21 protein-coding genes and 1 tRNA gene are annotated in these 21,916 nt (G+C 60.4%); 13 read left to right on the top strand and 9 right to left on the bottom strand.

Annotated features, from left to right (window positions below; translation table 11 throughout):
• Positions 1–16: 16 nt before the first annotated feature.
• The 4 genes from NRB16_RS25675 to NRB16_RS25660 all read left to right on the top strand — a co-directional run bounded on the left by NRB16_RS25675 (position 17) and on the right by NRB16_RS25660 (position 4,257).
• Positions 17–283: a PepSY domain-containing protein gene (locus tag NRB16_RS25675; protein ID WP_045493955.1), complete on the top strand. Its 267-nt coding sequence runs from the start codon at positions 17–19 to the stop codon at positions 281–283.
• On the top strand, positions 283–822 hold the full coding sequence (locus tag NRB16_RS25670) for a cytochrome b/b6 domain-containing protein (protein WP_253139978.1): 540 nt from the start codon (positions 283–285) through the stop codon (positions 820–822). The genes NRB16_RS25675 and NRB16_RS25670 overlap by 1 nt, the downstream gene beginning before the upstream one ends.
• A gap of 15 nt (positions 823–837) precedes the next feature.
• Complete coding sequence (locus tag NRB16_RS25665; protein WP_257107272.1) at positions 838–2,517, top strand: phosphoethanolamine transferase; 1,680 nt, start codon at positions 838–840, stop codon at positions 2,515–2,517.
• A gap of 432 nt (positions 2,518–2,949) precedes the next feature.
• Positions 2,950–4,257, top strand: coding sequence for an MFS transporter (locus NRB16_RS25660; RefSeq protein WP_045484603.1), 1,308 nt, complete (start codon positions 2,950–2,952; stop codon positions 4,255–4,257).
• Between the two features lie 326 nt (positions 4,258–4,583).
• Here NRB16_RS25660 and NRB16_RS25655 read toward each other — a convergent pair whose 3' ends face one another.
• Positions 4,584–5,510 (bottom strand): LysR family transcriptional regulator, encoded by a 927-nt coding sequence (locus NRB16_RS25655; protein WP_045484600.1) that lies wholly within the window; start codon positions 5,508–5,510, stop codon positions 4,584–4,586.
• Positions 5,511–5,688: 178 nt separating this feature from the next.
• Here NRB16_RS25655 and NRB16_RS25650 point away from each other — a divergent pair, with 178 nt between their 5' ends.
• The 4 genes from NRB16_RS25650 to NRB16_RS25635 all read left to right on the top strand — a co-directional run bounded on the left by NRB16_RS25650 (position 5,689) and on the right by NRB16_RS25635 (position 10,361).
• Entirely contained in the window at positions 5,689–7,062 is a 1,374-nt protein-coding gene (locus NRB16_RS25650; RefSeq protein WP_253139999.1) for a dicarboxylate/amino acid:cation symporter, read from the top strand.
• A 44-nt stretch (positions 7,063–7,106) separates the two neighbouring features.
• On the top strand, positions 7,107–8,006 hold the full coding sequence (gene ttdA, locus NRB16_RS25645; RefSeq protein ID WP_084709880.1) for a L(+)-tartrate dehydratase subunit alpha: 900 nt from the start codon (positions 7,107–7,109) through the stop codon (positions 8,004–8,006).
• An 11-nt stretch (positions 8,007–8,017) separates the two neighbouring features.
• Positions 8,018–8,626 (top strand): L(+)-tartrate dehydratase subunit beta, encoded by a 609-nt coding sequence (ttdB, locus tag NRB16_RS25640; RefSeq protein WP_045493943.1) that lies wholly within the window; start codon positions 8,018–8,020, stop codon positions 8,624–8,626.
• 247 nt (positions 8,627–8,873) lie between these two features.
• Positions 8,874–10,361: an anion permease gene (locus tag NRB16_RS25635; RefSeq protein ID WP_257107271.1), complete on the top strand. Its 1,488-nt coding sequence runs from the start codon at positions 8,874–8,876 to the stop codon at positions 10,359–10,361.
• Between the two features lie 66 nt (positions 10,362–10,427).
• Here NRB16_RS25635 and NRB16_RS25630 read toward each other — a convergent pair whose 3' ends face one another.
• Positions 10,428–10,934 (bottom strand): DUF4142 domain-containing protein, encoded by a 507-nt coding sequence (locus NRB16_RS25630; RefSeq protein ID WP_257107270.1) that lies wholly within the window; start codon positions 10,932–10,934, stop codon positions 10,428–10,430.
• A gap of 184 nt (positions 10,935–11,118) precedes the next feature.
• On the opposite strand from NRB16_RS25630, the gene NRB16_RS25625 reads away from it, so the two are divergent.
• Together NRB16_RS25625 and NRB16_RS25620 are read left to right on the top strand one after the other, a co-directional pair.
• Positions 11,119–11,427 (top strand): hypothetical protein, encoded by a 309-nt coding sequence (locus tag NRB16_RS25625; protein ID WP_257107269.1) that lies wholly within the window; start codon positions 11,119–11,121, stop codon positions 11,425–11,427.
• A 338-nt stretch (positions 11,428–11,765) separates the two neighbouring features.
• Positions 11,766–12,407: a hypothetical protein gene (locus NRB16_RS25620; protein ID WP_257107268.1), complete on the top strand. Its 642-nt coding sequence runs from the start codon at positions 11,766–11,768 to the stop codon at positions 12,405–12,407.
• 247 nt (positions 12,408–12,654) lie between these two features.
• On the opposite strand, the gene NRB16_RS25615 is transcribed toward NRB16_RS25620, so the two are convergent.
• Positions 12,655–12,730: transfer RNA gene (locus tag NRB16_RS25615), tRNA-Thr, on the bottom strand.
• Between the two features lie 164 nt (positions 12,731–12,894).
• Between NRB16_RS25615 and NRB16_RS25610 the strand changes: the two genes are divergently transcribed.
• Complete coding sequence (locus NRB16_RS25610) at positions 12,895–13,890, top strand: J domain-containing protein (protein WP_257107267.1); 996 nt, start codon at positions 12,895–12,897, stop codon at positions 13,888–13,890.
• 355 nt (positions 13,891–14,245) lie between these two features.
• Complete coding sequence (locus NRB16_RS25605) at positions 14,246–14,563, top strand: DUF6124 family protein (protein WP_257107266.1); 318 nt, start codon at positions 14,246–14,248, stop codon at positions 14,561–14,563.
• Positions 14,564–14,748: 185 nt separating this feature from the next.
• Here NRB16_RS25605 and NRB16_RS25600 read toward each other — a convergent pair whose 3' ends face one another.
• The 5 genes from NRB16_RS25600 to NRB16_RS25580 all read right to left on the bottom strand — a co-directional run bounded on the left by NRB16_RS25600 (position 14,749) and on the right by NRB16_RS25580 (position 19,116).
• Positions 14,749–15,978, bottom strand: coding sequence for an SAM-dependent methyltransferase (locus tag NRB16_RS25600; protein WP_257107265.1), 1,230 nt, complete (start codon positions 15,976–15,978; stop codon positions 14,749–14,751).
• A 133-nt stretch (positions 15,979–16,111) separates the two neighbouring features.
• The gene (locus NRB16_RS25595; protein WP_045484571.1) at positions 16,112–16,801 is read right to left on the bottom strand and encodes an ABC transporter permease; all 690 of its coding nucleotides are present in this window, start codon (positions 16,799–16,801) and stop codon (positions 16,112–16,114) included.
• Complete coding sequence (locus NRB16_RS25590; protein WP_253117871.1) at positions 16,801–17,493, bottom strand: ABC transporter permease; 693 nt, start codon at positions 17,491–17,493, stop codon at positions 16,801–16,803. Before NRB16_RS25590 ends, NRB16_RS25595 begins: the two co-directional genes overlap by 1 nt.
• A gap of 70 nt (positions 17,494–17,563) precedes the next feature.
• A complete protein-coding gene (locus NRB16_RS25585) occupies positions 17,564–18,328 on the bottom strand; it encodes an ABC transporter substrate-binding protein (protein WP_045484565.1) in 765 nt (254 codons plus the stop codon).
• Positions 18,329–18,342: 14 nt separating this feature from the next.
• Positions 18,343–19,116 (bottom strand): ABC transporter ATP-binding protein, encoded by a 774-nt coding sequence (locus tag NRB16_RS25580; protein WP_045484562.1) that lies wholly within the window; start codon positions 19,114–19,116, stop codon positions 18,343–18,345.
• A 533-nt stretch (positions 19,117–19,649) separates the two neighbouring features.
• On the opposite strand from NRB16_RS25580, the gene gabP reads away from it, so the two are divergent.
• Positions 19,650–21,044 carry a GABA permease gene (gabP, locus tag NRB16_RS25575; RefSeq protein ID WP_045484559.1) on the top strand — a complete coding sequence of 465 codons (1,395 nt, stop codon included), beginning with the start codon at positions 19,650–19,652 and terminating at the stop codon, positions 21,042–21,044.
• 358 nt (positions 21,045–21,402) lie between these two features.
• Here gabP and NRB16_RS25570 read toward each other — a convergent pair whose 3' ends face one another.
• Positions 21,403–21,894: a hypothetical protein gene (locus tag NRB16_RS25570; RefSeq protein WP_045484556.1), complete on the bottom strand. Its 492-nt coding sequence runs from the start codon at positions 21,892–21,894 to the stop codon at positions 21,403–21,405.
• Positions 21,895–21,916: the final 22 nt, after the last annotated feature.

Genomic DNA, 21,916 nt, shown 5'->3' with positions numbered 1-21,916 from the left:
GTCAATGTCCCGTCTGCTGCGTTTTGCTCTGCTTCCTTCCCTGTTGCTGGTCAGTGCCGGTGCCATGGCCGGCCCGCAATGCACCACTGCCGAACGCTCCACCTGGCAGGACGCCGAAGCGTTCCAGGCCAAGCTGCGCGAGCAGGGTTACCAGATCAACAAGTTCAAGATCACCGACGGCAACTGCTACGAGATCTACGGCTTCGACAAAGACAAACGCAAGGTCGAGATCTACCACGACCCGGTCAGCGGCAAGGCGGTCAAGACTGAGGTCAAAGGCTGATGGCTGCGGCGACGATCCGCCTTTGGGACCCTTTAGTGCGGGTGTTCCACCTCTCGGTGGCCGGGGTGTTCGTCGCCAACTATTTCTTCAACGAAGCCGGTGACAGCTGGCACGTCTGGCTCGGCTATTACGTTGCCGGCTGGCTGGCGGTGCGCACGGTGTGGGGCTTTGTAGGCCCGCGCAGCGCCCGCTGGGCCGACTTCTGGCCGACCCCGGCGCGCTTGCACGCGCATCTCAGTGCGCTGCGTCAGGGCCGTGACCATCACCGTCTCGGCCACTCACCGTTGGGGGCACTGGTCATGGTGCTGATGATGATCGCGCTCGGCGGGTTGGCCGTGACCGGCTTTCTGATGCAGGAAGTCGACGCCCTGTGGGGCGTGGACTGGCCTGAAGACCTGCACCGCTGGATCGCCAACAGCCTGGCCGGGCTGGTCAGCCTGCATCTGCTGGCCGCCGTAGTGGAAAGCCTGCGGCTGCGCGAAAACCTGCCGCTGTCGATGCTCACCGGCCGCCGCCGGGCACGCCCCGACGATCACTGATACCCAGGACCTCCCATGCTTTTGACCTTGATGCGTTCTGGCCCCGCGCGGCACAGCGGGGTGCGGCCGTGGCTGACCCTGCTGGCGCTGGCCACGTTGAGTTGCGTGTTGCTGCTGGCCGACGACTTTCTGCAACAGCTGTACACGGCGAACAATCGCGCCGAGCTGGAGGCGTCATTCGTTGCCGGTCTGTGGGTGTTCAGCCTGGCCTTGTGGTTGTGCAACCTGCGCTGGCTGGTGGCGGGTATCTTGCTGCTTTTCGCGTTCATGCAGACCCTGCAACTGGCCAATATCAGTTTCTTCGGTGAACCGCTCAATGCCATCGACATCCAGGCCATGCTGGGTGACGGTGCCGAGGTTCGGCAGGCGGCGTTGCACAGCTTCAGCCAGCATTGGCCGGTGCTGCTCTGCGTTGCGCTGCCCTATGCCGCGCTGTTGCTGCTGCACCTGCGTTTGCCAGGCCGCGTGGCGTTGCCATCAAGCCGCTGGGCGCTGGTGCTGATTGCGTTGGTGTTGCTGTCCAAACCCTACCGTGCCACCTACCGCAATCTCGATTCGTTCACCGCCAGCGCCAGCCGCAGCGGCCTGCATAACAGCCTCAATGCCTTTTCGGCCTGGTCGGTGCGGCTGGCGCTGCGCCCGGAGCCGGTGCTGCCGCCAATGGCCTACGCGCCCTATCGCATGACCGCGGTGCCAACCAGCGCCAGACACGTGTGGCTGGTGGTGGCTGACTCGTTGCGCAGCGACCGGCTGGGGGTGTTTGGCTATGAGCGCGACACCACCCCGAACCTGCATGCCTATCTGCAAAATAATCCGCACGCGGTGGTGCGTCCCGGTGTTTCCGCCGGGGTCGCGACTGACGTCAGCCTGCCGTACCTGCTCAATCCGATTCGTGAGCCGGGCCAGGACAACCTGATGCGCAGCGGGCAGATCAACCTGTTCCGTTTTGCCCGCGAGGCGGGGTTTCGTACCCACTGGATTTCGTCCCAGGAATCCAAGTTGCTGGCGCATCTGGGCAGCCGCTACCTGGACGTGTCGATCACCCGTGAAGACCACCCGCTGCGCTTTCTGCAACGTCAGGACAAAGCGCTGTTGGACATCCTCGATCAACAGCGTTGGGCCGAGCGCAACTTCGTGGTCATGAACCTGCGCACCGCGCACCTGCCGTACGCGCAGAACTACCGCCACGAACAGACCCCGCGCCCCTGGCCAGACCGCGGCCCGAACGGCCAGGCCAACGCCTACGACAACTCGGTGCATTACCTCGATGGCCTGCTGGGTGAAATCCTGGCCGACTTCGACCGGCTGGAGGGCGAGCGTTACCTGATCATCACCGGCGACCACGGCCAGCGGCTCGGCGAGGACGGCAAATGGGGTCATAACGATTTGGTGCCCGAGGTCAGTGACGTGCCGGTGATTGTGGTCGCCGGTGGTGCGCCGGCCGAGGCACTGGAAAGCATCAGGCGCGAACGCTGGATCAGCCATAACGAAGCCGCTACCTGGCTGGCCAAACGGCTGGGCACCCGTATCGACAACCCGAACCTCAAGCCGGGCGAGCACTTCGTGCATGGCAAGCTGCTGTTCAGTGACAACTTCATCCAGCGGGTCTGCGAGTCAGCCAATGGGCTGGTGCATCATGAGCCGCAGCAACTGAGCATGTTGCTCAAGAAGGAGGATGTCTCGCCCTGTATCTGATGAGTCTTCTGACACAGCGGATTCAGTGATCTTGCCGGCCCCTTCGCCTGCAAGCAGGTTCCCACCGGATCAGAGTCGGGCCGGCTGCTTGAGCTTGACGCAGGCCCGGTGTGAGCTCAGCCAACGAATGCCATGGCACATTCACAGCGAGAGTATTGGTTCTGCGCAGTTCCATTGCTCAATGGTATTTTTTTCGAGCGCACCCGTTTTCTCACATCAAAAATCGCTGACTAAAAAGGCAAATCTTTCCTGCGACAAATTGTCCCTTTACGCACGTCCGTTCGTTATATCTTTTGTCTAATTCGCGCCTTAGAATCCGCGCCAAATTCCGGATGCTGAATTGCCAGATCGTCGACAGGACGGACCCAACCGACTGCCCGTCAAACAATTGCACGCATCATCGTTGTGGTTGTTGAAAACTCAGAGGGCGTTGTGTCTCGTAAATTGTTGGCGTTGGTCCTGGGGCCATTGCTTGGGCTGTTCATTGTCAGTCTCGGTAACGGATTCATCTCTTCCCTGACCTCCTTGCGGCTCGATTCCGCCGGTGTGTCGGACACCTTGATCGGTTTCATCTCTTCCGGTTACTTCTTTGGCCTGGCCATCGGCGCGCTGTTCGGCGACCGCCTGATCGAGCGTATCGGGCATATCCGTGCCTACAGCAGCTTCGCGTCGCTGACGGCAGTGACCTTCCTGCTGCAGGGGCTGATTTTCGATCCGTGGGCCTGGCTGGTGTTTCGCCTGATCAACGGCCTGGCCATCGTCGGTATCTTCCTGGTCGTGGAAAGCTGGCTGCTGCTGTCGGGCGACCAGAAAATGCGCGGCCGCCTGCTGGCGATCTACATGATCTCGTTCTATGGCGCGGGCATGTTCGGCCAGATGCAATTGGGCGTCATCAATGCCCTGGGTGACACCGCTCCGTTCATGATTGCCGGCATGCTCGCCTCGCTGTCGGTGCTGCCGATGGTGATCCTGCCGCGCAACACCCCGGAAATGGGCAACGTCGAGCCGCTGATGCCCCAGGACTTGCTGCGCATCACCCCCACCGGGGTGATGGGCACCTTTGGTTCGGGTATCACCATCGCCGGCATGTACGCGCTGTTGCCGGTGTACCTGCAACGGGTCGGCATGGACATCACCCAGGTCGGTTACCTGATGGCCTGCGTGATCTGCGGCGCGATGCTGCTGCAGTACCCGGTGGGCCGCTGGTCCGACCGCCAGGACCGGCAGGTGGTGCTGATTGCCCTGAGCGCCTTCTGTACCGTGCTGTCGGTGCTGATCCTGGTGTTGCCAAGCTCGATGATTCTGCTGGCCGTCATGCTGTTTCTGCTCGGGGGCGGGGTGTTCGCCCTGTACCCGGTGGCGGTCGCCCATGCCACGGACAACGTGGCGTCCAATGAACTGGTGCGGGTGATCCAGGGCATGCTGCTGATCAACTCGGTCGGTTCGGCGCTCAGCCCGTTGATCATCTCGCCGGCCATGAAACAGATGGGCGACAGCGGCTTCTTCTGGTCGTTTGTAGCGCTCAACAGCCTGATGGCGCTGTTCTTCCTGTGGCGGCGCAAGGTCCACCCGGCCTGCACGCCGACCGCACCATTCGAGCCGACCGTGCAGATGTCGCCGGTGGGTGCCGAAATTCGCGTCACCGACGAACTGGTGCAGGCGACCCTGGAGCGCGAGCACCATGAGGAAGAGGTGGCCGCCGAGGCTGCCCGCGCACCTACGGCCGAAGCGGCTCGTTAAACGCACCGTAGCGCTAATGCCGATCTGAGGCGGCCTCGGTGGGAGTGGCCGGCCGACGCTCCAGTTGCCGGAATGCCGGACTACAGCGATAGGGCCAGTAAAACCGCTGTATCTGTTGTGGATGCACAGCAGTATTCGTCGGCAAGCCAACTCCCACCTGTCCGGCGTAATGCCCACTACTTGAGCACGTCGCTAACTCGGTGGGAGTCGGCTCAGCCGACGAATGCTGTGGCACATCCAACGACACTGCTTAGGGCTTGTATGGGGCCATAGAATCTCCCAGCGATCCGGAGTAGTGCCTGTTATTTTGGCACGACTTACTGCGATCATCTCCATCCCCCCAAACTGCCATCCGGCTCACCGGCCCGGCGCTGGAAATACTCACGCAGGTGCTCGATAAAGCACGACACCTTGGCCGACAGATTCAACCGTTCCAGGTACACCGCGTAGATATCGGCCGGCGGTGTTTCGTACTCTTGCAGCACTTCCACCAGCCGCCCTTTGCGTAAATGGTCGGCCAGGTTCCATTCGGCACGCATCAGAATGCCGTGGCCATCCAGTGCCCAGTTCAGCGCCACCTCACCGTCGTTGGTGCTCAGGTTGCCGCGCACTTTCACCGATTCACTGTGCTTGCCCCGGCTCAAACGCCAGCTGCCAAAGGCCGACTCGTTCTGGCGAAGCACGATGCAGGTGTGTTGCGCCAGGTCTCTGGGCGTTTCTGGCGTGCCGCAGGCTTTCAGATACTCCGGTGCGGCACACAGCAGGCGGCGGTTGCTGGCGATCTTGCGTGCAATCAGCCGTGAGTCGGGCAATTCACCGAAACGAACGGCCACGTCGATGGCGTCATCGGGCAGGTGAATGGGCCGGTCGGTCAGGTGCAGTTGCACTTCGACCTCCGGGTAACGCTTGGCAAAGCTGGACACCGCAGGCCCCACATGGGTACGGCCAAACCCCAACGGCGCGTTGACCCGCAGCAGCCCCTTGGGCGCTGCCCGACTGCTGGACACCTGGCGCTCCATCTCTTCGATTTCACCAAGGATGCGCTGGGCGTTGACCAGATACGTCTCGCCCTCGGCGGTCAGGCTGATGCTGCGCGTGGTGCGGTTGAGCAGGCGCACGCCGAGGCGCGATTCCATTTGGGCAAGACGTTTGGAAACCGCTGGCGGGGTGAGATTCAGCTCGCGGGCAGTGGCGGCCAGGCTGCCGAGCTTGACCAGCAGGGTGAAAAAACCGAGTTCCGATACCGGGTTCATCATTAACCTGTAAGCAACAATGAAGTGAATTTCATTGTATTACCGCATTTCTGAAAAACCAGTAACTTTCTCTCCCGTGATTAACCACAAAAAATCCGGGTTATTAGTGGCCGCTGACTCAGCCACTGGATAACCGGGCCGCCCGTACATCCGACACAAAAATAATGCGGAGAAGGCAATGGTCTTACGACTCTTAAGCAAGCTGTATATCCAGGTATTGATCGGTGTGACTGCCGGTGTGCTGATCGGTGTGTTCTGGCCCCAGGTCGGCACCGATCTCAAGCCCCTGGGCGATGCGTTCATCAAACTGATCAAGATGGTCTTCGCGCCGATCATCTTCGCCACCGTGGTGCTTGGCATCGCCAAGATGGACAACATGAAGGAGCTTGGCCGCGTCGGCATGCGGGCGCTGATCTACTTCGAAATCCTCTCCACCTTCGCCCTGGTGCTGGGCCTGATCGTGGTCAACTTCGTCAAGCCCGGTGTGGGCATGAACGTTGACCCCGCGACGCTGGATATCAAGAGCATCTCCAGCTACACCGCCGCAGCGGCCAGTGGTTCGGGCAGCTTCACCGACTTCTTGCTGCACATCATTCCGGCCAGCGTGACCGACGCCTTTGCCAAGAATGAAATCCTGCAGATCCTGCTGTTCTCGACCCTGTTCGGTATCGCCCTGTCGCACCTTGGGCCACGCGGCAAACCGTTCGTGGACATGCTGGAGACCTTCTCCCATGGCATGTTCTACATCGTCGGCCTGGTGATGCGCGTTGCCCCGATTGCCGCCTGTGGCGCGATGGCGTTCACGGTTGGCAAGTACGGCCTGGGTTCGATCGTGTCGCTCGGCAAGCTGATGGCGACCATGTACATCACCTGTTTCCTGTTCGTGGTCTTCGTGCTCGGCTTCATTGCCCGGCTGTCGGGCTTTAGCCTGTGGAAATTCCTCAAGTACCTCAAAGAGGAACTGTTCACCGTACTGGGCACCAGCTCGTCGGAGTCGGTGGTGCCGCAACTGATGACCAAGCTTGAGAAAGTCGGCGTGTCGCGGCCAGTGGTTGGCCTGGTAATCCCGTCGGGGCTGACCTTCAACCCGGACGGCCAGTGCATCTACTACACCATGGCGGCGATCTTCATCGCCCAGGCCACCAACACACCGCTGTCGCTGACCGACCAGTTGATCGTACTGGGCGTGCTGCTGCTGACCTCCAAAGGCTCGGCGGGCGTCACCGGCTCGGGCTTTATCACCCTGGCGGCAACCCTGGCCTCGCTGGGCAGCATTCCGGTGGCCGGCATGGTGCTGCTGCTGGGGGTGGACCGCTTCATGTCCGAAGCCCGCGCCATCACCAACACCATCGGCAATGCGGTCGGCACCATGGCCATCGCCAAGTGGGTCGGCGCCCTCGACCACGAGCGCATGAACAAAGTGCTCGACGGCCAGCCCGTACCAGAGCTGGAACCCGAAGCCAGCACTGCCGCCCCGAGCCTGGCCAAGCGCCCGCATGCCGAACCCGGCAGCGTGACCAGCGGCAGCACCGCCGCCAGCCTGAACTCATGAATAAAAACCAGAAATGACAGCCTTGTGATGTGAGGAGATAAACCGTGGATAAACAACTGGCCGTGGAATCACTGACCGATGTAATGGCGAAATTCACCGCCTATATCGGCAAGCGTCTGCCCAAAGACGTGAAAGAAAAAACCGCCAAACTGCGCGCCGCAGAAACCAACCCGCTGGCCATCGCTGTATACGACTCGATGGCCGACAACCAGGAATACGCCGACAAGCTCAACCGTCCGAGTTGCCAGGACACCGGGGTGATCCAGTACTTTATCTCCGCTGGTGCGCGCTTTCCGTTGCTCAGCGAGCTGGAAGGCATTCTGGAAAACGCCACCAAGGAAGCGACCATTCAAGGGCCGCTGCGCCACAACGCGGTGGAAACCTTTATCGAGAAAAACACCGGCACCAACACCGGCTCGAAAATCCCGTGGCTGGACTGGGAAATCATCCCCGATGCCGACCACGCCATCGTGGACGTGTACATGGCCGGTGGCGGCTGCACCCTGCCGGGTTCGGCCAAGGTGCTGATGCCGGGCCAGGGCTACGAAGGCGTGACCGAATTTGTCTTCGACGTGATCACCTCTCGGGGCGTCAACGCCTGTCCGCCGTTGCTGGTTGGCGTGGGCGTCTCGACCTCGGTCGAGACCGCTGCGCGGTTGTCGAAGCGGGCGATCCTGCGTGAAGTGGACTCCAGCCACCCCAACGAAAGCGCTGCACTGATGGAAAAACTGCTCGAAGACGGCCTCAATGAAATCGGCATCGGCCCGCAGGGCCTGACCGGCAACAGCAGCGTGATGGGTGTGAACATCGAATCCTCCGCCCGCCACCCATCGACCATTGGTGTTGCCGTGTCCACCGGATGCTGGGCACACCGCCGCGGCAAGATCCGCATCAATGCCGACCTGTCTTACGACATCCTGTCCCACGAAGGAGTGGTCCTGTGAATAGCGCGCCTGTGAAAAAGATCCTCTCTACGCCGATCCGTGATGAAGACCTGGCAGAACTGAACGTGGGCGACGTGGTGTACCTCACCGGGCAACTGGTCACCTGCCGTGACGTGGCGCACCGTCGCCTGATCGAGCTCAAGCGTGAACTGCCGGTGGACCTGCGCGGTGGGGCGATTTTCCACGCCGGTCCGATCGTGCGCACCAAGGACGACGGCAGCTTTGAAATGGTCTCCATCGGCCCGACCACCAGCATGCGGATGGAAAAATTCGAGAAGCAGTTCATCGAAGAAACCGGCGTGAAACTGATCGTCGGCAAAGGCGGCATGGGCCCGGAAACCACCACCGGCTGCCTGGAAAACAAAGCCGTGCATGCGGTGTTCCCTGGCGGCTGCGCAGTACTGGCCGCGACCCAGGTCGAAGAAATCGAGCGCGCCGAATGGCAAGACCTCGGCATGCCCGAGACCTTGTGGGTCAACCGTGTACGCGAGTTCGGGCCGTTGATCATCTCTATCGATACCAAGGGCAACAACCTGTTCGAACAGAACAAGGCCCGCTTCAACGAGCGCAAAGGCTCGGTGATCGAGAAGATCAACAGCCAGGTGCGGTTTATCAAATAACCGGCAGGCAGGCCGGCCCCCATTCGGGGCCGGTTGCCTGTATACCCTCGGACCTCCGTAGGAGCTGCTTCAGCAGCGAAGCCTTTTCGCTGCTAAGCAGCTACGGGGCCCGGTGCTGTGCGGCAGTCGGGGCTTCGGCTGCGCTTTTCTCTACCAACACAGCCCCACCTGACCCGTGTCAGTGCCAAAACCTCCATCACGCGTATCGTTGATCCAGCGCACATCTGGCGCCAGACGGAGCACGCTGATGAACGACACTACCTCACCCACAACCCCGCCTCAGCCGGTACGCTTTCCGCCCGGCCTGATCGTCGCCGTAGTCGCCATGCTGATCGTGCTGTTGCTGCCACTGCCCGCCGCACTGCCGGTCGCAGGCCAACGCATGCTGGCGATCCTGGCCTTTGCGGTCACGGTCTGGGTCACCGAAGCGGTCTCTTACGAAGCCAGCGCCATCATGATCACCTCGCTCATGGCCTTGCTGATCGGCACCGCACCCACCCTGCAAGACCCGGCACAAACCTACGGCTCATCGGCCGGCATCAGCATGGCCCTTAACGGCTTCTCCAACCCGGCGCTGGCGCTGGTGGTCGGCGCCCTGTTCATCGCCGCCGCGATGACCCACACCGGGCTGGACCGCCGCATCGCCCTGCTGACCCTGAGCAAGGTCGGCGCCAGCACCCGGCGGATTCTGTTCGGCGCCATGCTGGTGATCATCCTGCTCAGCCTGCTGGTGCCCAGCGCCACGGCGCGCAGTGCCTGCGTGGTGCCGATCATGGTCGGAGTGATCGCCGCATTTGGCGTCGCCCAACGCTCCAACATCGCCGCCGGGCTGATGATCATCGTCGCCCACGGCACCAGCATCTGGAACGTCGGCATCCAGACCGCCGCCGCGCAGAACCTGCTGACCGTGGGCTTCATGGACAAAATGCTAGGCCAGCGGGTGTCGTGGATCGACTGGCTGATCGCCGGCGCACCGTGGGCGCTGATCATGTCGCTGGTGCTGATCTTCCTGGTACTGAAAATGCTGCCGCCCGAGAGCGACAGCGTGCCCGGCGGCATGGCCGCGGTAAACCAAAGCCTGGCCGACCTTGGCCCCATGAGCGGCGCGCAAAAACGCCTGGCCGGTGTCTCGCTGCTGCTGTTACTGGCCTGGGCCAGCGAAGGCCGGTTGCACGCCTTCGACACCACCTCGACCACCTACGCAGGATTAGTGATCCTGCTGCTGCCGCGCTTCGGCGTAATGACCTGGAAAGACCTGCAAGCGCGCATCCCGTGGGGCACGGTGATCGTGTTCGGGGTCGGCATCAGCCTGGGCACCGCACTGCTCACGACCCAGGCCGGGCAATGGCTGGGCGCTCAAGTGGTTGCCCACACCGGCCTGGACAGCCTCGGCCCGCTCGGCGTATTCGCCATCCTCAGCGCCTTTCTGATCCTCATCCACCTGGGCTTCGCCAGCGCCACCGCACTGACCTCGGCGCTGCTGCCGATCCTCATGGCCGTGCTGCTGACCCTGCCCGGCGACTTCAGCCGCATCGGCATGACCATGCTGCTCGGCTTTGTGGTGAGCTTTGGCTTTATCCTGCCAATCAACGCCCCGCAGAACATGGTCTGCCTGGGCACCGACACCTTCACCCCCAAGCAATTTGCCAGGGTCGGCATCGTCGTCACGCTGGTGGGCTATGTGTTGCTGATGGTGTTCGCCAGCACTTACTGGAACTGGCTGGGCTGGATTTGAGGGGCAGAGGAGCGAGGCAGCCCAGGTATGAGCCTGGGCTGCTGGGTTCAAGCGGGGTAATCCGAATTACTCGGCCTTGCCGCCATGACTGGTCGCCAGCTTCCGGGCCGCTTCCAGATGGGTTTTAAGCTTGGGCAGGGTTTCTGCCGCAAAGGCCTTCACCTCGGGATCGTCACCGTTCTTGGCCTCATCCTCGAACAGCTTGATGGTCTGCTCATGCGCCTTGACCTGATTCTCGGCGTACGCCTTGTCGAAAGACTCGTCGCGGTATTCAAGGATCATCTTCTTGGCCTTGTCCATCAGCTCGGCGTCGTCGCTGACCTCCAGCTTTTTGGTGGCGGCAATGTCCTTGAGCTTCTCATTCGCCGCCGTGTGATCCTTGATCATCATCTCGGCAAACGTCTTCACATCAGCCGACTGACTCTTCTCCACCGCCAGCTTGCCGTTCTCGATCTCCGCAATGCTTTTGGCCGAGGCGTCATCGACAAACGCCGCAGGGCTTGCGGCGAAAGCAGTGGTGCTGGCCATGGCCACGAACAGACTCAGGGCGCCAGCGCGAAATACCTTTTTCATGGTGAACTCCTTCTTGGATTTTTGGGTGCTGCTTGAGAGAGGGAGTGGGTGGGGCGGCGTGAGTTCAACGGAGTTGTGCTGGGGCGGGATGGGTGGTTTGGGGCTGTAGTCATGCTGGTGCGGCAATGATGTAATGTGCGACCTGAAATCGTCTTGCAAGCCAATGGAATTGTCGGAGTAGCACATGGAAGTCATCGAATGCGCTGTGAAGGATTCAGACAGCGCGGCACATCTGTTCAACCAGTACCGCATTTTCTATCAGCAGCCCGATGACTTGGAAACCGCGCGAGCCTTCATTCGCCGGAATATCGAGGATCGGGTTTCCAGGGTTTTTCTGTTGCTGGATGAAGATCAGAAAGCGTTGGCCTTTGCACAGGTCTATCCGGCTACGTGCTCTATTGCGATGAAGCGGTTTTACTGGTTCTACGATCTACTTTTCGACCCGGCAGTAAGAGGACTGCGCATACTCGAACCTTATGAGAGATCTAACTGAACTGCTTAAAGCTAAAGGGGAGGGGAGACCTTTGGTGCAGTTGTAACTAAGGTATGAGCACAGGGAGGTTGAGTTTCAGGTGTATGAGCGAAATTTTTTTTGTTCTCTATGTGCTGTGGCAGGTAGAGCCGTATCAATGTTTGCGATTGCTCAAGCTCTACTTTGGGTTCGCTATTTTTATTATTGCCAACTTTTGATGATTGATATGAAATGTAGTGAACTTAAGCTGCAGTTCTTGGATGAACTAATGGGGTTGATAGGCTAGAGTAAACGACTCCCTTAGGGGATGCTTTGTTAGATGTGTCTCGTTTTTATAACATGTGCCTGAGAGGTGATAGATGGGGTTTTTTACGAAAGCGAATTTGGAGTGGTTGAGCTTGGTGTTCGGTTTGCCGGTAGCATTTGTCTCCGTTTTCTCGGTTGTTGTTCCTCCGGCATGGGACTGGGTAAAAGGCGATTATTCGAAGCTGGATGTTACGCTCGTGTATAGTGACTTCGAAGAAATGGAGGTTCTTTTAACTAATGTAGGAAATCGCGCAGCTGTTATTGATTATGTAGAGCTTGATGCGTCGTCAGAAGAATATACGGATAAAATATTTTTTCGCTTGTCAGAGAAGCAGAAGCTGCTCAAGGCCAGTGATCAGCTTGTTTTTAAAGCCTCAAATAATACGTTTATACATGCAAGAGTCGAGCAGTTGGAAGGTATGACGGATTTGCCGAAGAAGACATGCACAGTGCTTGTTCGGTACAGGCAGTATGATTCGAAAAGGGAATCATCAGAGTATAAGTTCGAATGTTATGTTTTTGACAGGGAAGCAGCGTCTCGCATCGAGAGTCTTTCCAAAGCAGGAGTAGATATTCCATGGCCACATATGCTTGTTGGCCCAGGTGGCAGCGCGAAAGTTCCTAATGTTGAGCTTCTTGAATGGGCAAAAAAGCAGCCTCTCACGCCGGAAGAACTTTTGCAAAAAAATAATTAGAGGAGCACCGGTCGGGGGCGATTCATAAAACCACTACACCAGAGAAAGAAACGGGCACAGGTTGGCGCAATATTCGACCAAGCGGATAGGTTGCTGCAGGGCTGCGAGGTTCGGTGTATCTGGCGCACGACTCTTATCGACGCTGGCTACCTCAGAATCCGACAAAACCCCAAAACGAAAAAACCCGCCAGAAGGCGGGTTTTTCGGGGGTTCCAGAGATTTTGAAAGCCTTCTCTGCAACCTTGTATGGTGCCGGCACCAAGAATCGAACTCGGGACCTACTGATTACAAGTCAGTTGCTCTACCGACTGAGCTATACCGGCAATGGCGAAGGAGTATATAGAGTCTGGCGCGCTTGTAAAGCCTACCTGCCTGATTAGCTTGAAAAAATCGCCATGTGGTGTCGCTGGTCGTCGGGCATTGAAGCTCTGGCGTTTCAGGCCGATACAGTTGCCGAGCTGGCATGTGGCCATGGAATGCAGGTGCAATGCAGAATACCCTCACCCATTACGAGCAGTTGAACGTTGCGCGGGATGCGACGCCTGAGCAGATCAAGCGGGCGTATCGCAAGCTGGCGCAGCAGCTGCATCCTGATCGCAATCCGGCTGAGGATGCGTCGGAGTTGATGAGCCGGGTCAATGCGTCGCATGAGGTGTTGGCCAATCCGGCGCGACGGTTGTTGTATGACGCGCAACTGCTAGAGCAGGAGCGGCGTCAGCAGAGGGCTCAGGCGGTGGTGGTGCAGGGCCGCCAGGGTGCGGCGGTGTATGCGGCGGCGGCTCAGGCGGGTTCGTCTGCGGCGGCGCCTGCTGCGCGGGCGGCCAAGGCGCGACCTGCTTCGGCTGCGGGTGGCGGGCAGCCGGTTTCCAAACGTCGGCGGCGGCGCACGTTGGTGCGTTGGGTGTTGTTGTTCATGACCTTCTGCGCGGCCGGTGCCTGGATGGGCTACGACCACAATGCCAGGCTGTCGTATACGCCGACCGAAGCGTTGCCGGTGTATGTCCGGCCGGCGTCGGAGCCGGAGCGGGTCGAGCGTGTGTTGCCGGTGTCGCCGCCTGCGCCGGCCGAGCCTGAGTGTGCGGTGCCGGCGCTGGACCCGCTGGGGGCGGCGTGGCCGCTGGATGCGGGTTATCTGCAAGGCATGCCGCTGCTGAGGAACAATGGCTGGTCGCAGATTGTGGTGGATAACCGCGGTGGCGATTCGGCGGTGTATGCCAAGGTCACTGATGCGGTGGGGCGCAATGCGTTTCGGCATGCCTATGTGCCGCCGGGTGAGCAGTTCAGTTTTGCCCGGATGGACGCCGGTTACTATCAGCTCAAGTACCAGATGCTCAAAACCGGCTGTGTGTTTGCCACCAACCGCATTCTGCTTGAAGAGACGCCGATGGGCAGTCAGGTGAAATCCAGTGTCTACCGGCTGACGCTGAGCAAGCTCAAAGGCCGCTCGTTTGCACCGACGCAACTCAAGCTCAATCAGTTCTGATCGCGGGCTGCGGTGATGATTTGCAATGGTTTCCGGGACGTTTTTGCGGGATGCGTCCCTTTCTTTTGACAGACATTTCCGACAGAATCCCGACCCGCTTGCGCCCCGCCCAATGCGCTTCTAGTCTGCGCCAGTCACCGATTTCCGGTGAACGGGTTTAGTCGCCCGCATTGAGTTAAAGCGCATAGCGCCGCCGTTCCGTTGGCTTGTTCAAAGGCCAACGTTCTATGGCGGCTGTGCCAGGGCATCTTCGGATGCACCGGTTTTAGCTCACCGGACGACTAACCTGCGTACAGCCGCCACCCTATCGTTTAGTCGTGATCAGGTGGCAGCTCACTGTAAGGAGCTAAAGCACATGGTCAACGATACTTTCGATAAACCCGGCAGCAAGACGCTGCTTCCTGTCTTGAATCAATCCATCGTAGAACGCGCCCTGGCGCATTACCTGCCCGCCACCGACGTTGTAGAAAACAACCCCGCCACTATCCCTCCGCATCTTGAGACCACACTGCTTCACGCGCTGGATTTCCTGCGTTGTGCGGCGGCGACGTCCTGTGAGTTGGGCGAGGGTCTTAGCGGTGCCCAGCGCAGCCTGGCGTTCTCGTCGATGCACATGGCGGAGATGGCCAGAGTGATGGTGGAGCGCTCACTGGCGTGCGTCGAGCAACCCTGATGGCCGCATGTTTGCAGGTTTATTCACAAGTTCCGTAAACATGAAATTTTTCTGATGTGCGGTCCGGGTTCTGAGCAGTGCCCGGCCGCAAACCATTGAGCCAGAACGGGCTTGACTTTGAATACACGCCGAAAGCCCGGCATTGTCGGGCGCTTTCTACAGACGTTTTCCCCAGCTTCCGGAATTTAATCAACAGAGTTATCCACAGGTTGTGCGGTCATTTGTCGGGCAATCAACAGCAGGTTGCGCGGGGTCAGTTCAGGCGCGCAGAAGGTGCCGAGTTGCACGTTATAGCCCTGTTCTTGCAGGTAAAGTGCCCGGTCCAGCACCAGCCACATCTCCAGCGGCCGACGGAACAAATTGCGCACAAGCTCCAGATTCCGGACTTCTGCCAGCCGTTGCCAGCCTTGTGCCTCCAGTGCAGCCCAGTCTTGCGGGCCTGGTATGGGCAGTTGTTTGCGGGCGGCCAGTTCATGGCAGTAATCGGCGTAAGGTTTCGCCAGCCACGCGACCGGCAGCGAAGGGGTGGGTAAATAGTTGTCCACACAGCGTAACCGGCGCTGGAGCAGATCAAAGCCCAGCCGCCGCGCCATCGACAGGTCGCGCTGGCGACGTACCCGGGCGGGCGCGGTGACGGTCTCGCTCAATGGCAGGCCAAGGTCATCCCGGGACAGTTGCAGCGCCGAAATCTGCCCCGCTTGCGACAGCGCCTGATATTGCGCGTGGGCGGTGCGGTTGTAGCAGCACGGCGCAATCGCCAGTTGCGGGCAGCCGGTGGCGCTGGCCAGACGCATTAATTGCACATGCAGATCGCCGCAGGCATGCAGCGCGACGGCGGTGTGGTCGGCGTGCAGATGGCTGGCGGTCTCGGCAGCCATCACGTCTTGCTGCACATGCTGGGCATTGACCCGATGGCGCAGGCTCAGCTCACGACCGGCCTCGACTAATGCCGGGTCGTACTCCAGGCAGGTCAGGCGCTGGTCGGGTCCGGTAAGGCGGCGGCCCAGGTGACCTTTGCCGGCGCACCAGTCGAGCCAGTGGGTCGGGGTTGTCGGCAGGTTCAGGTGGCTGGCGAAGGCTTCGATCTGTTGCCATTTGCGGCCGGGTACATCGACGCTCAGGCGTGGCTCCACCGGGTTTAGCGGTTGGCTGGGCAACTCGTCAGCCCGTGCCAAGGCAACGCTTTGCGCGGCCAGTTGGGTGAATGGTGCCGGGGCTTGCAGGTGTTCTGGATGGTTGTGCGCGGCCTCGGCTTGTTCCAGTGTGCGGCTGCGCAGCCATTGCGAGAGCTGTGGGTAAGTGGCTTCCCATGGCAGGCGCAGTTCAGTGAAGGGCTTGGGTCGCCAGAGTGCCTGGTGCTCGATGAGGAAGCGGTCCAGGGCCTGGAAGCGGCTGAGCAGGTCGGAGGTGGACATGGTGGTTGGGCCGCTCAGCGGGAGAAGAGTGGAGGGCGATGGGTACGGTGGTATGACCCGTAGGAGCTGCTTTAGCAGCGAAAAGCTTCGCGGCTGAAGCCGCTCCTACGGGGTATGCGTGCCGCCAGCTTGATCAGCGCCCGTGAGTCATGTCCACCCGCAGCGCTTTCTCCAGCAATTTAAAGCCTTGCACCAGCAAGAACGACATCACCAGGTAGAACATCCCCGCCGCGAAGAAGATCTCCACCGGCAGGTAGGTGCGGGCGATGATGGTGCGGGCCATGCCGGTCAGTTCCAGCAGGGTGATGGTGCTGGCCAGGGCGCTGGCCTTGAGCATCAGGATCACTTCGTTGCTGTACGCCGGCAGGCCGATACGCGCGGCGCGGGGCAGGATGATGTAGAACAGCGCCTTGTTCTTCGACATGCCCAAGGCGCGGGCGGCTTCGATTTCGCCGGGTGGCACGGCCTGGATCGCGCCGCGCAGAATCTCGGCGATGTAGGCGGCGGTGTGCAGGGTCATGGTGATGACCGCACACCAGAACGGGTCGCGCAGGTACGGCCACAACGCGCTTTGCCGCACCGCCTCAAACTGCGCCAGGCCGTAGTAGACCAGAAACAGCTGCACCAGCAGCGGCGTGCCACGGAAGAAGAAAATGTAAGCGTAGGGCAGGGCGCGGATCGGCAGGTGCTTCGATGAGCGGGCGATGCCCAGCGGGATGGCCAGGATCAGCCCGGCAATGACCGCGATGGCCACCAGTTCCAGGGTCAGGGTCGCGCCCTGGGCCAGGCGTGGCAGCCACTTGATGATGACTTCCCAGTTCATCAGGCGCTCCTCGTGAAGCCGCGTGCGGCGCGTTTTTCCAGAAAGTACATGCCGGTCATGGCCACTACGGTCAGCGCCAGGTACATGAAGGCGGCCGCCAGGTAGAAGGTGAACGGTTCTTTGGTAACGCTCACGGCAATCTGCGCGTGGCGCATGATCTCTTCGAGACCGATCACCGACACCAGCGCGGTGTCTTTCATCAGGATCATGAACAGGTTGCCAAGACCGGGCAGGGCGATGCGCCACATCTGCGGCATCACCACCCGAAAGAAGATCCGTGGCCGTGACATGCCCAGCGCCAGCCCGGCTTCGCGGTGACCTTTGGGCACGGCCAGCAGGGCGCCGCGAAACACTTCAGTGGCGTAAGCGCCGAAGCACAGGCCCAGCGCGATGACCCCGGCGGCGAAGGCGTTGAGTTCCAGGCCGGGAATACCGATCAGCTCGCCCAGCGCCCGCAGGCCGTTGACGGTGCCGAAGTAGATCAGCAGCACCCAGAGCAGCTCGGGCACGCCGCGCACCAGCGTCGAATAGGCGCCGCCGAGCCATTGCAGGCCGCGGTGCGATGAGGTTTTGGCGAGGGCGCCAAGCAGACCCAGCACCAGCCCCAGGCACAGGGCCGAGAGGGCGAGCTTGACGGTCATCAGCATGCCAGCCGCAAGGGCCGGGCCGAATTCGTGGAGTTCGAAGTTCATGGGCAGGCTTTTTCAGGCCACCGTGGCCAGCCGCTGCACCCTCGCGGGGCAGCGGCTGGCGCAGGGCGAATCAGAGGATGCTGAACGGGAAGTACTTGTCGTTGATCTTCTTGTAGGTGCCGTCAGCGATGATTTCTTTCAGGGCTACGTTGAGCTTCTCGCGCAGTGCGTCGCCTTTACGGACGGCGATGCCGACCTTGTCGTTTTCTTCGACCGGGTTGCCCTTGAACTCGAAGTTCGCGCCGTCTTTGCTTTTCAGCCACTCGTAGCTGACATACTTGTCGGCCAGGATCGCATCGCTGCGGCCGGCGGTCAGGTCCAGGTAGGCGTTTTCCTGGGTGTCATACAGGGTCGCTTTCACGTCGCTGCCCAGGTTGTCTTCCAGCCAGGTGGCGGCCAGGGTGGCGCGCTGGGCGCCAACGGTCTTGCCGTCGAGCTCTTTCTTGATCGTGGCGACGCTGTCGGCTTTCAGCTCAGTGCTTTTCGGCGCGATGAACTGCAGCTTGTTGGAGTAGTACGGGTCGGTGAAGTCCACCGCCACCTTGCGCTCTTCGGTGATCGACAGCGACGACACCAGGAAGTCGAACTTCTTGGCGTTCAGGGCCGGGATGATGCCGTCCCAGTCGGAGGTCACCGCCTGGCACTCGACTTTCATCTTGGCGCACAGGGCCTGGGCGATTTCATAGTCGAAGCCCACGACCTGGCCGCTGGCGTCCTTGTTGTTGAATGGCGGGTAGGCTGCCTCGATACCGAATTTGAGGGTTTCGGCGAACGCGTTGCCGGTGATTGCCAGTGTGGCAGCGGTGGCCAGCAGTAACTTCTTGTACGTCTGCATGGGTGTTGCTCCGTTTAACGATTGCTCGACATGAATTGTTGACACCTTACCGACCGTGGGGCCTCGAAGACTTGCTGGGGTGTGCCCTGCTCTTCGACCTGCCCCTGGTGCAGGAAGACTACTTCACTGGAGACCTGCCGGGCGAAATTCATTTCATGGGTCACCAGCAGCATGGTCCGGCCTTCTTCGGCCAGGCCACGGATGACATTGAGCACTTCCTGGACCATTTCCGGGTCGAGTGCCGAAGTCGGCTCGTCGAACAGGATCACTTTCGGTTGCATGGCCAGGGTCCGGGCAATCGCCGCACGTTGCTGCTGACCGCCAGAGAGCTGGGTCGGGAAGGCGTGGCGCTTGTCGGCAATACCGACTTTGGCCAGCAGCGCTTCGGCCACCTCGATGGCTTCCGCCTTGCTCTGGCCCAGCACCCGGCGCGGCGCCTCGATGATGTTGTCGAGCACGCTCATGTGCGGCCAGAGGTTGAAGTTCTGGAACACGAAACCGATTTCGCTGCGCAGCCGGTTGATCTGCCGGTTATCGGCGGCCACCAGCTCGCCGTTGCGCGCAGCTTTCAGGCGCAGCTCTTCACCGGCGACCAGAATCTGGCCCTCGTGCGGGTTTTCCAGCAGGTTGATGCAGCGCAGCAGGGTCGACTTGCCAGAGCCGGACGAGCCAAGAATCGAGATGACATCGCCATCGCGGGCGGTCAGCGAGACGCCCTTGAGTACATCAAGCTTGCCGTAGCGCTTGTGCAGATTGCGGATTTCCAGGGCGGGCGTGGCCTCGGCCATGTGGGTTCCTCATAGATAGATACGCTCCTGCTTGTTGGTGGCCTTCCTTGGCGTGCGCCAAGCTAGCATAGCGCCAGAATCGGACCATAGTGCCAAAGGTGCAGGATGTGGCGGCGTGTCGCATGGATGCAGGGGACTGTCGCCGCAACAGAAACCGTTCATGCCGGGGGATTGCCCCATTGCCGACGGCCTTGCGCAAAAAAGGCGCGATGTTGCCAGCTTTGGTCGGTACAGGGAAGCCGCTTGTGCCCGATGGTTACGTTTTGCTGTGCACCATAACAGTGCCTGTTACTACAGAGTGTTTCTCGCTGGTGCGTTGACGCCCGTTCGCTTGTGGTATTCGGTAACAAATCCCGAACAGCCCCGTAAAAGATCTCGATCGTTTTTTCGTCTGTAAGTCAGGCGGTTCCTGAGCGACGTCGTTTTTGGAACATTCTGGCGCGGAATTTGCGTAAAGAATAAAGAACATCGCCGTAGCATTCTTTTTACGAAGCGCTCCGATGTGTCTGGCTCGTCTCGCAAAGGTGCTTTAAATGAGCAATTCCGCAAATTTCTCTACCCTCGACCAAGGGTTGAAACCTCGGCACATCACCATGCTGTCGATTGCCGGGGTAATCGGTGCCGGTTTGTTTGTCGGCTCCGGGCATGCCATCGCCGCCGCTGGCCCGGCCGTGCTGCTGGCCTATGCCGCTGCCGGTACGCTGGTGGTGCTGGTGATGCGCATGCTGGCCGAAATGGCCGTGGCTTCTCCGGACACCGGCTCGTTTTCGACCTATGCCGACCGCGCCATCGGTCGCTGGGCCGGCTTCACCATCGGCTGGCTGTACTGGTGGTTCTGGGTGCTGGTGATCCCGCTGGAAGCCAACGCGGCCGCAGCGATCCTGCATGCCTGGTGGCCGAACATCTCGTTCTGGGTCTACTCGCTGGTCATTACCCTGCTGCTGACCGCGACCAACCTGTTCAGTGTGAAGAACTACGGCGAGTTCGAGTTCTGGTTCGCGTTGATCAAAGTGCTGTCCATCGTCGCCTTCGTCGCGCTGGGCCTGGCAGCGATTTTCGGCTTTCTGCCGACCAGCCAGGTCAGCGGCGTCAGCCACCTGTTCGACACCGGCGGCTTCATGCCTAACGGTATGGGTGCGGTGCTCGCAGCGATTCTGACCACCATGTTCTCGTTCATGGGCACCGAGATCGTCACCATTGCAGCGGCCGAGTCCAAAGACCCGGCGAAACAGATCACCAAGGCCACCAACTCGGTGATCTGGCGGATCTGCCTGTTCTATCTGGTGTCGATCTTCATCGTGGTCGCGCTGGTGCCGTGGAACGACCCGCTGCTGGCCTCGGTTGGTTCCTACCAGACCGTGCTGGAGCGCATGGGCATTCCCAACGCCAAAATGGTGGTGGACATCATCGTCTTGATCGCCGTGACCAGCTGCCTGAACTCGGCGCTGTACACCGCCTCGCGGATGCTCTACTCGCTGGGCAAGCGCGGTGATGCACCAGCCGTTGCCAAGCGCACCACCCAGGCCGGTACGCCTTACTGGGCGGTGATGCTTTCGACCGCAGCGGCATTCCTGACCGTGATCGCCAACTACATCGCCCCAGAAGCCGTGTTCCAGTTCCTGCTGGCCAGCTCCGGCGCCATCGCTTTGCTGGTGTACCTGGTGATCGCCGTGTCGCAACTGCGCATGCGCCGCAAACTGGTCGCCAGCGGCGAGCCGCTGACCTTCCGCATGTGGTTGTTCCCGTGGCTGACCTGGGCGGTGATCATCTTCATCAGCGGCGTGCTGATCACCATGCTGTTCATGGAAAAACACCGCATGGAAATCGTCGCCACCGCGCTGTTGAGCCTGGGTGTGGTTGCCACCGGTTTGCTGGTTTCGCGGCGCCGCAAGGCGGCGGGTGAGCAGGGTGCTGCTGCGCTGAATTGACCGCATGATCGGCCCCGGCGCATCGGGGCCGACTGGCCCGTAGGAGCGGCTTTAGCCGCGAACATTAGCCGCCACAAGGTTGTATTGTTCGCTGCTGAAGCAGCTCCTACAGCAGCTCCTAAAGCAGCTCCTGCGGTTTCTCAGGTGATATAGCCAGCAAGCGCTCTGTGGCGCGTATCAGGTCCTGCGCGAACTGTTCTGCGCTCGCCCGTGCCTCGGCAGCGGTCTCGCCGGCTTCTTCTGACTATTGCCGGTAAGCCATCAGCTTCCCGGCAAGCTCTTCGGCCAGACGATCAAGGCGCAACTGCCTGCTTTCTGTCAGTCACAAAGCCCAGGCAAGGGCTTGAAAGGAATTGCCTCAACGCCCGCGGCGTTGGCTTTCGTTGCGCATCACCAGCAGGTCCGAAGCCTTCTGGTAGGCAGCCTGGAATGCGGGTGTGCTGATCCATTCCAGCGCGGTGTCTTCGTCTTCGTTATGGAAAATCGCGCGATAGGTGATCAGCAGGCCCATCATGAAGTCGGTGGCTTCTTCGTCGTTCTGCTCGGCCAATACCAGTTCCAGTACCGGGTATTGCAGGAATACCGCGCACAGCGCGATCTGGCTGATGGCCTCGGCCTGATGCATGGTTTCGAACAGGTCTTCGTAATCGGCCGGGTCGAAGCCATTCTCGACCAGGTCCTGGAAGTCAAAGGTGCTCAGGTCGATTTTCACGTCATCGAACGGCTGATCGACCAACGGCGAATCGAACAGCGAATGCACCGACGTCTTCGGCTTCTGGCCGGAGCGATTCTGCTTGGCCTTGAGTTTTGCGCGTTGGGCGCGCTTTTGCTGCTTGTCTGAGGAGGCCATGAAGGTGTCCTTGGGTGTCGGT

It is taken from the genome of Pseudomonas sp. LJDD11, assembly GCF_024584215.1.
Classification (GTDB): Bacteria; Pseudomonadota; Gammaproteobacteria; order Pseudomonadales; family Pseudomonadaceae; genus Aquipseudomonas.
This window is presented reverse-complemented; position numbering and strand designations above follow the sequence as displayed.

Coding starts and splice junctions, on each gene's coding strand:
- NRB16_RS25670 (WP_253139978.1), top strand. CDS start 283: ATGGCTGCGGCGACGATCCGCCTTTGGGACCCTTTAGTGCGGGTGTTC.
- NRB16_RS25665 (WP_257107272.1), top strand. CDS start 838: ATGCTTTTGACCTTGATGCGTTCTGGCCCCGCGCGGCACAGCGGGGTG.
- NRB16_RS25655 (WP_045484600.1), bottom strand. CDS start 5,510: ATGAACCCGGTATCGGAACTCGGTTTTTTCACCCTGCTGGTCAAGCTC.
- NRB16_RS25650 (WP_253139999.1), top strand. CDS start 5,689: ATGGTCTTACGACTCTTAAGCAAGCTGTATATCCAGGTATTGATCGGT.
- NRB16_RS25635 (WP_257107271.1), top strand. CDS start 8,874: ATGAACGACACTACCTCACCCACAACCCCGCCTCAGCCGGTACGCTTT.
- NRB16_RS25630 (WP_257107270.1), bottom strand. CDS start 10,934: ATGAAAAAGGTATTTCGCGCTGGCGCCCTGAGTCTGTTCGTGGCCATG.
- NRB16_RS25625 (WP_257107269.1), top strand. CDS start 11,119: ATGGAAGTCATCGAATGCGCTGTGAAGGATTCAGACAGCGCGGCACAT.
- NRB16_RS25620 (WP_257107268.1), top strand. CDS start 11,766: ATGGGGTTTTTTACGAAAGCGAATTTGGAGTGGTTGAGCTTGGTGTTC.
- NRB16_RS25610 (WP_257107267.1), top strand. CDS start 12,895: ATGCAGAATACCCTCACCCATTACGAGCAGTTGAACGTTGCGCGGGAT.
- NRB16_RS25605 (WP_257107266.1), top strand. CDS start 14,246: ATGGTCAACGATACTTTCGATAAACCCGGCAGCAAGACGCTGCTTCCT.
- NRB16_RS25600 (WP_257107265.1), bottom strand. CDS start 15,978: ATGTCCACCTCCGACCTGCTCAGCCGCTTCCAGGCCCTGGACCGCTTC.
- NRB16_RS25595 (WP_045484571.1), bottom strand. CDS start 16,801: ATGAACTGGGAAGTCATCATCAAGTGGCTGCCACGCCTGGCCCAGGGC.
- NRB16_RS25590 (WP_253117871.1), bottom strand. CDS start 17,493: ATGAACTTCGAACTCCACGAATTCGGCCCGGCCCTTGCGGCTGGCATG.
- NRB16_RS25585 (WP_045484565.1), bottom strand. CDS start 18,328: ATGCAGACGTACAAGAAGTTACTGCTGGCCACCGCTGCCACACTGGCA.
- NRB16_RS25580 (WP_045484562.1), bottom strand. CDS start 19,116: ATGGCCGAGGCCACGCCCGCCCTGGAAATCCGCAATCTGCACAAGCGC.
- gabP (WP_045484559.1), top strand. CDS start 19,650: ATGAGCAATTCCGCAAATTTCTCTACCCTCGACCAAGGGTTGAAACCT.
- NRB16_RS25570 (WP_045484556.1), bottom strand. CDS start 21,894: ATGGCCTCCTCAGACAAGCAGCAAAAGCGCGCCCAACGCGCAAAACTC.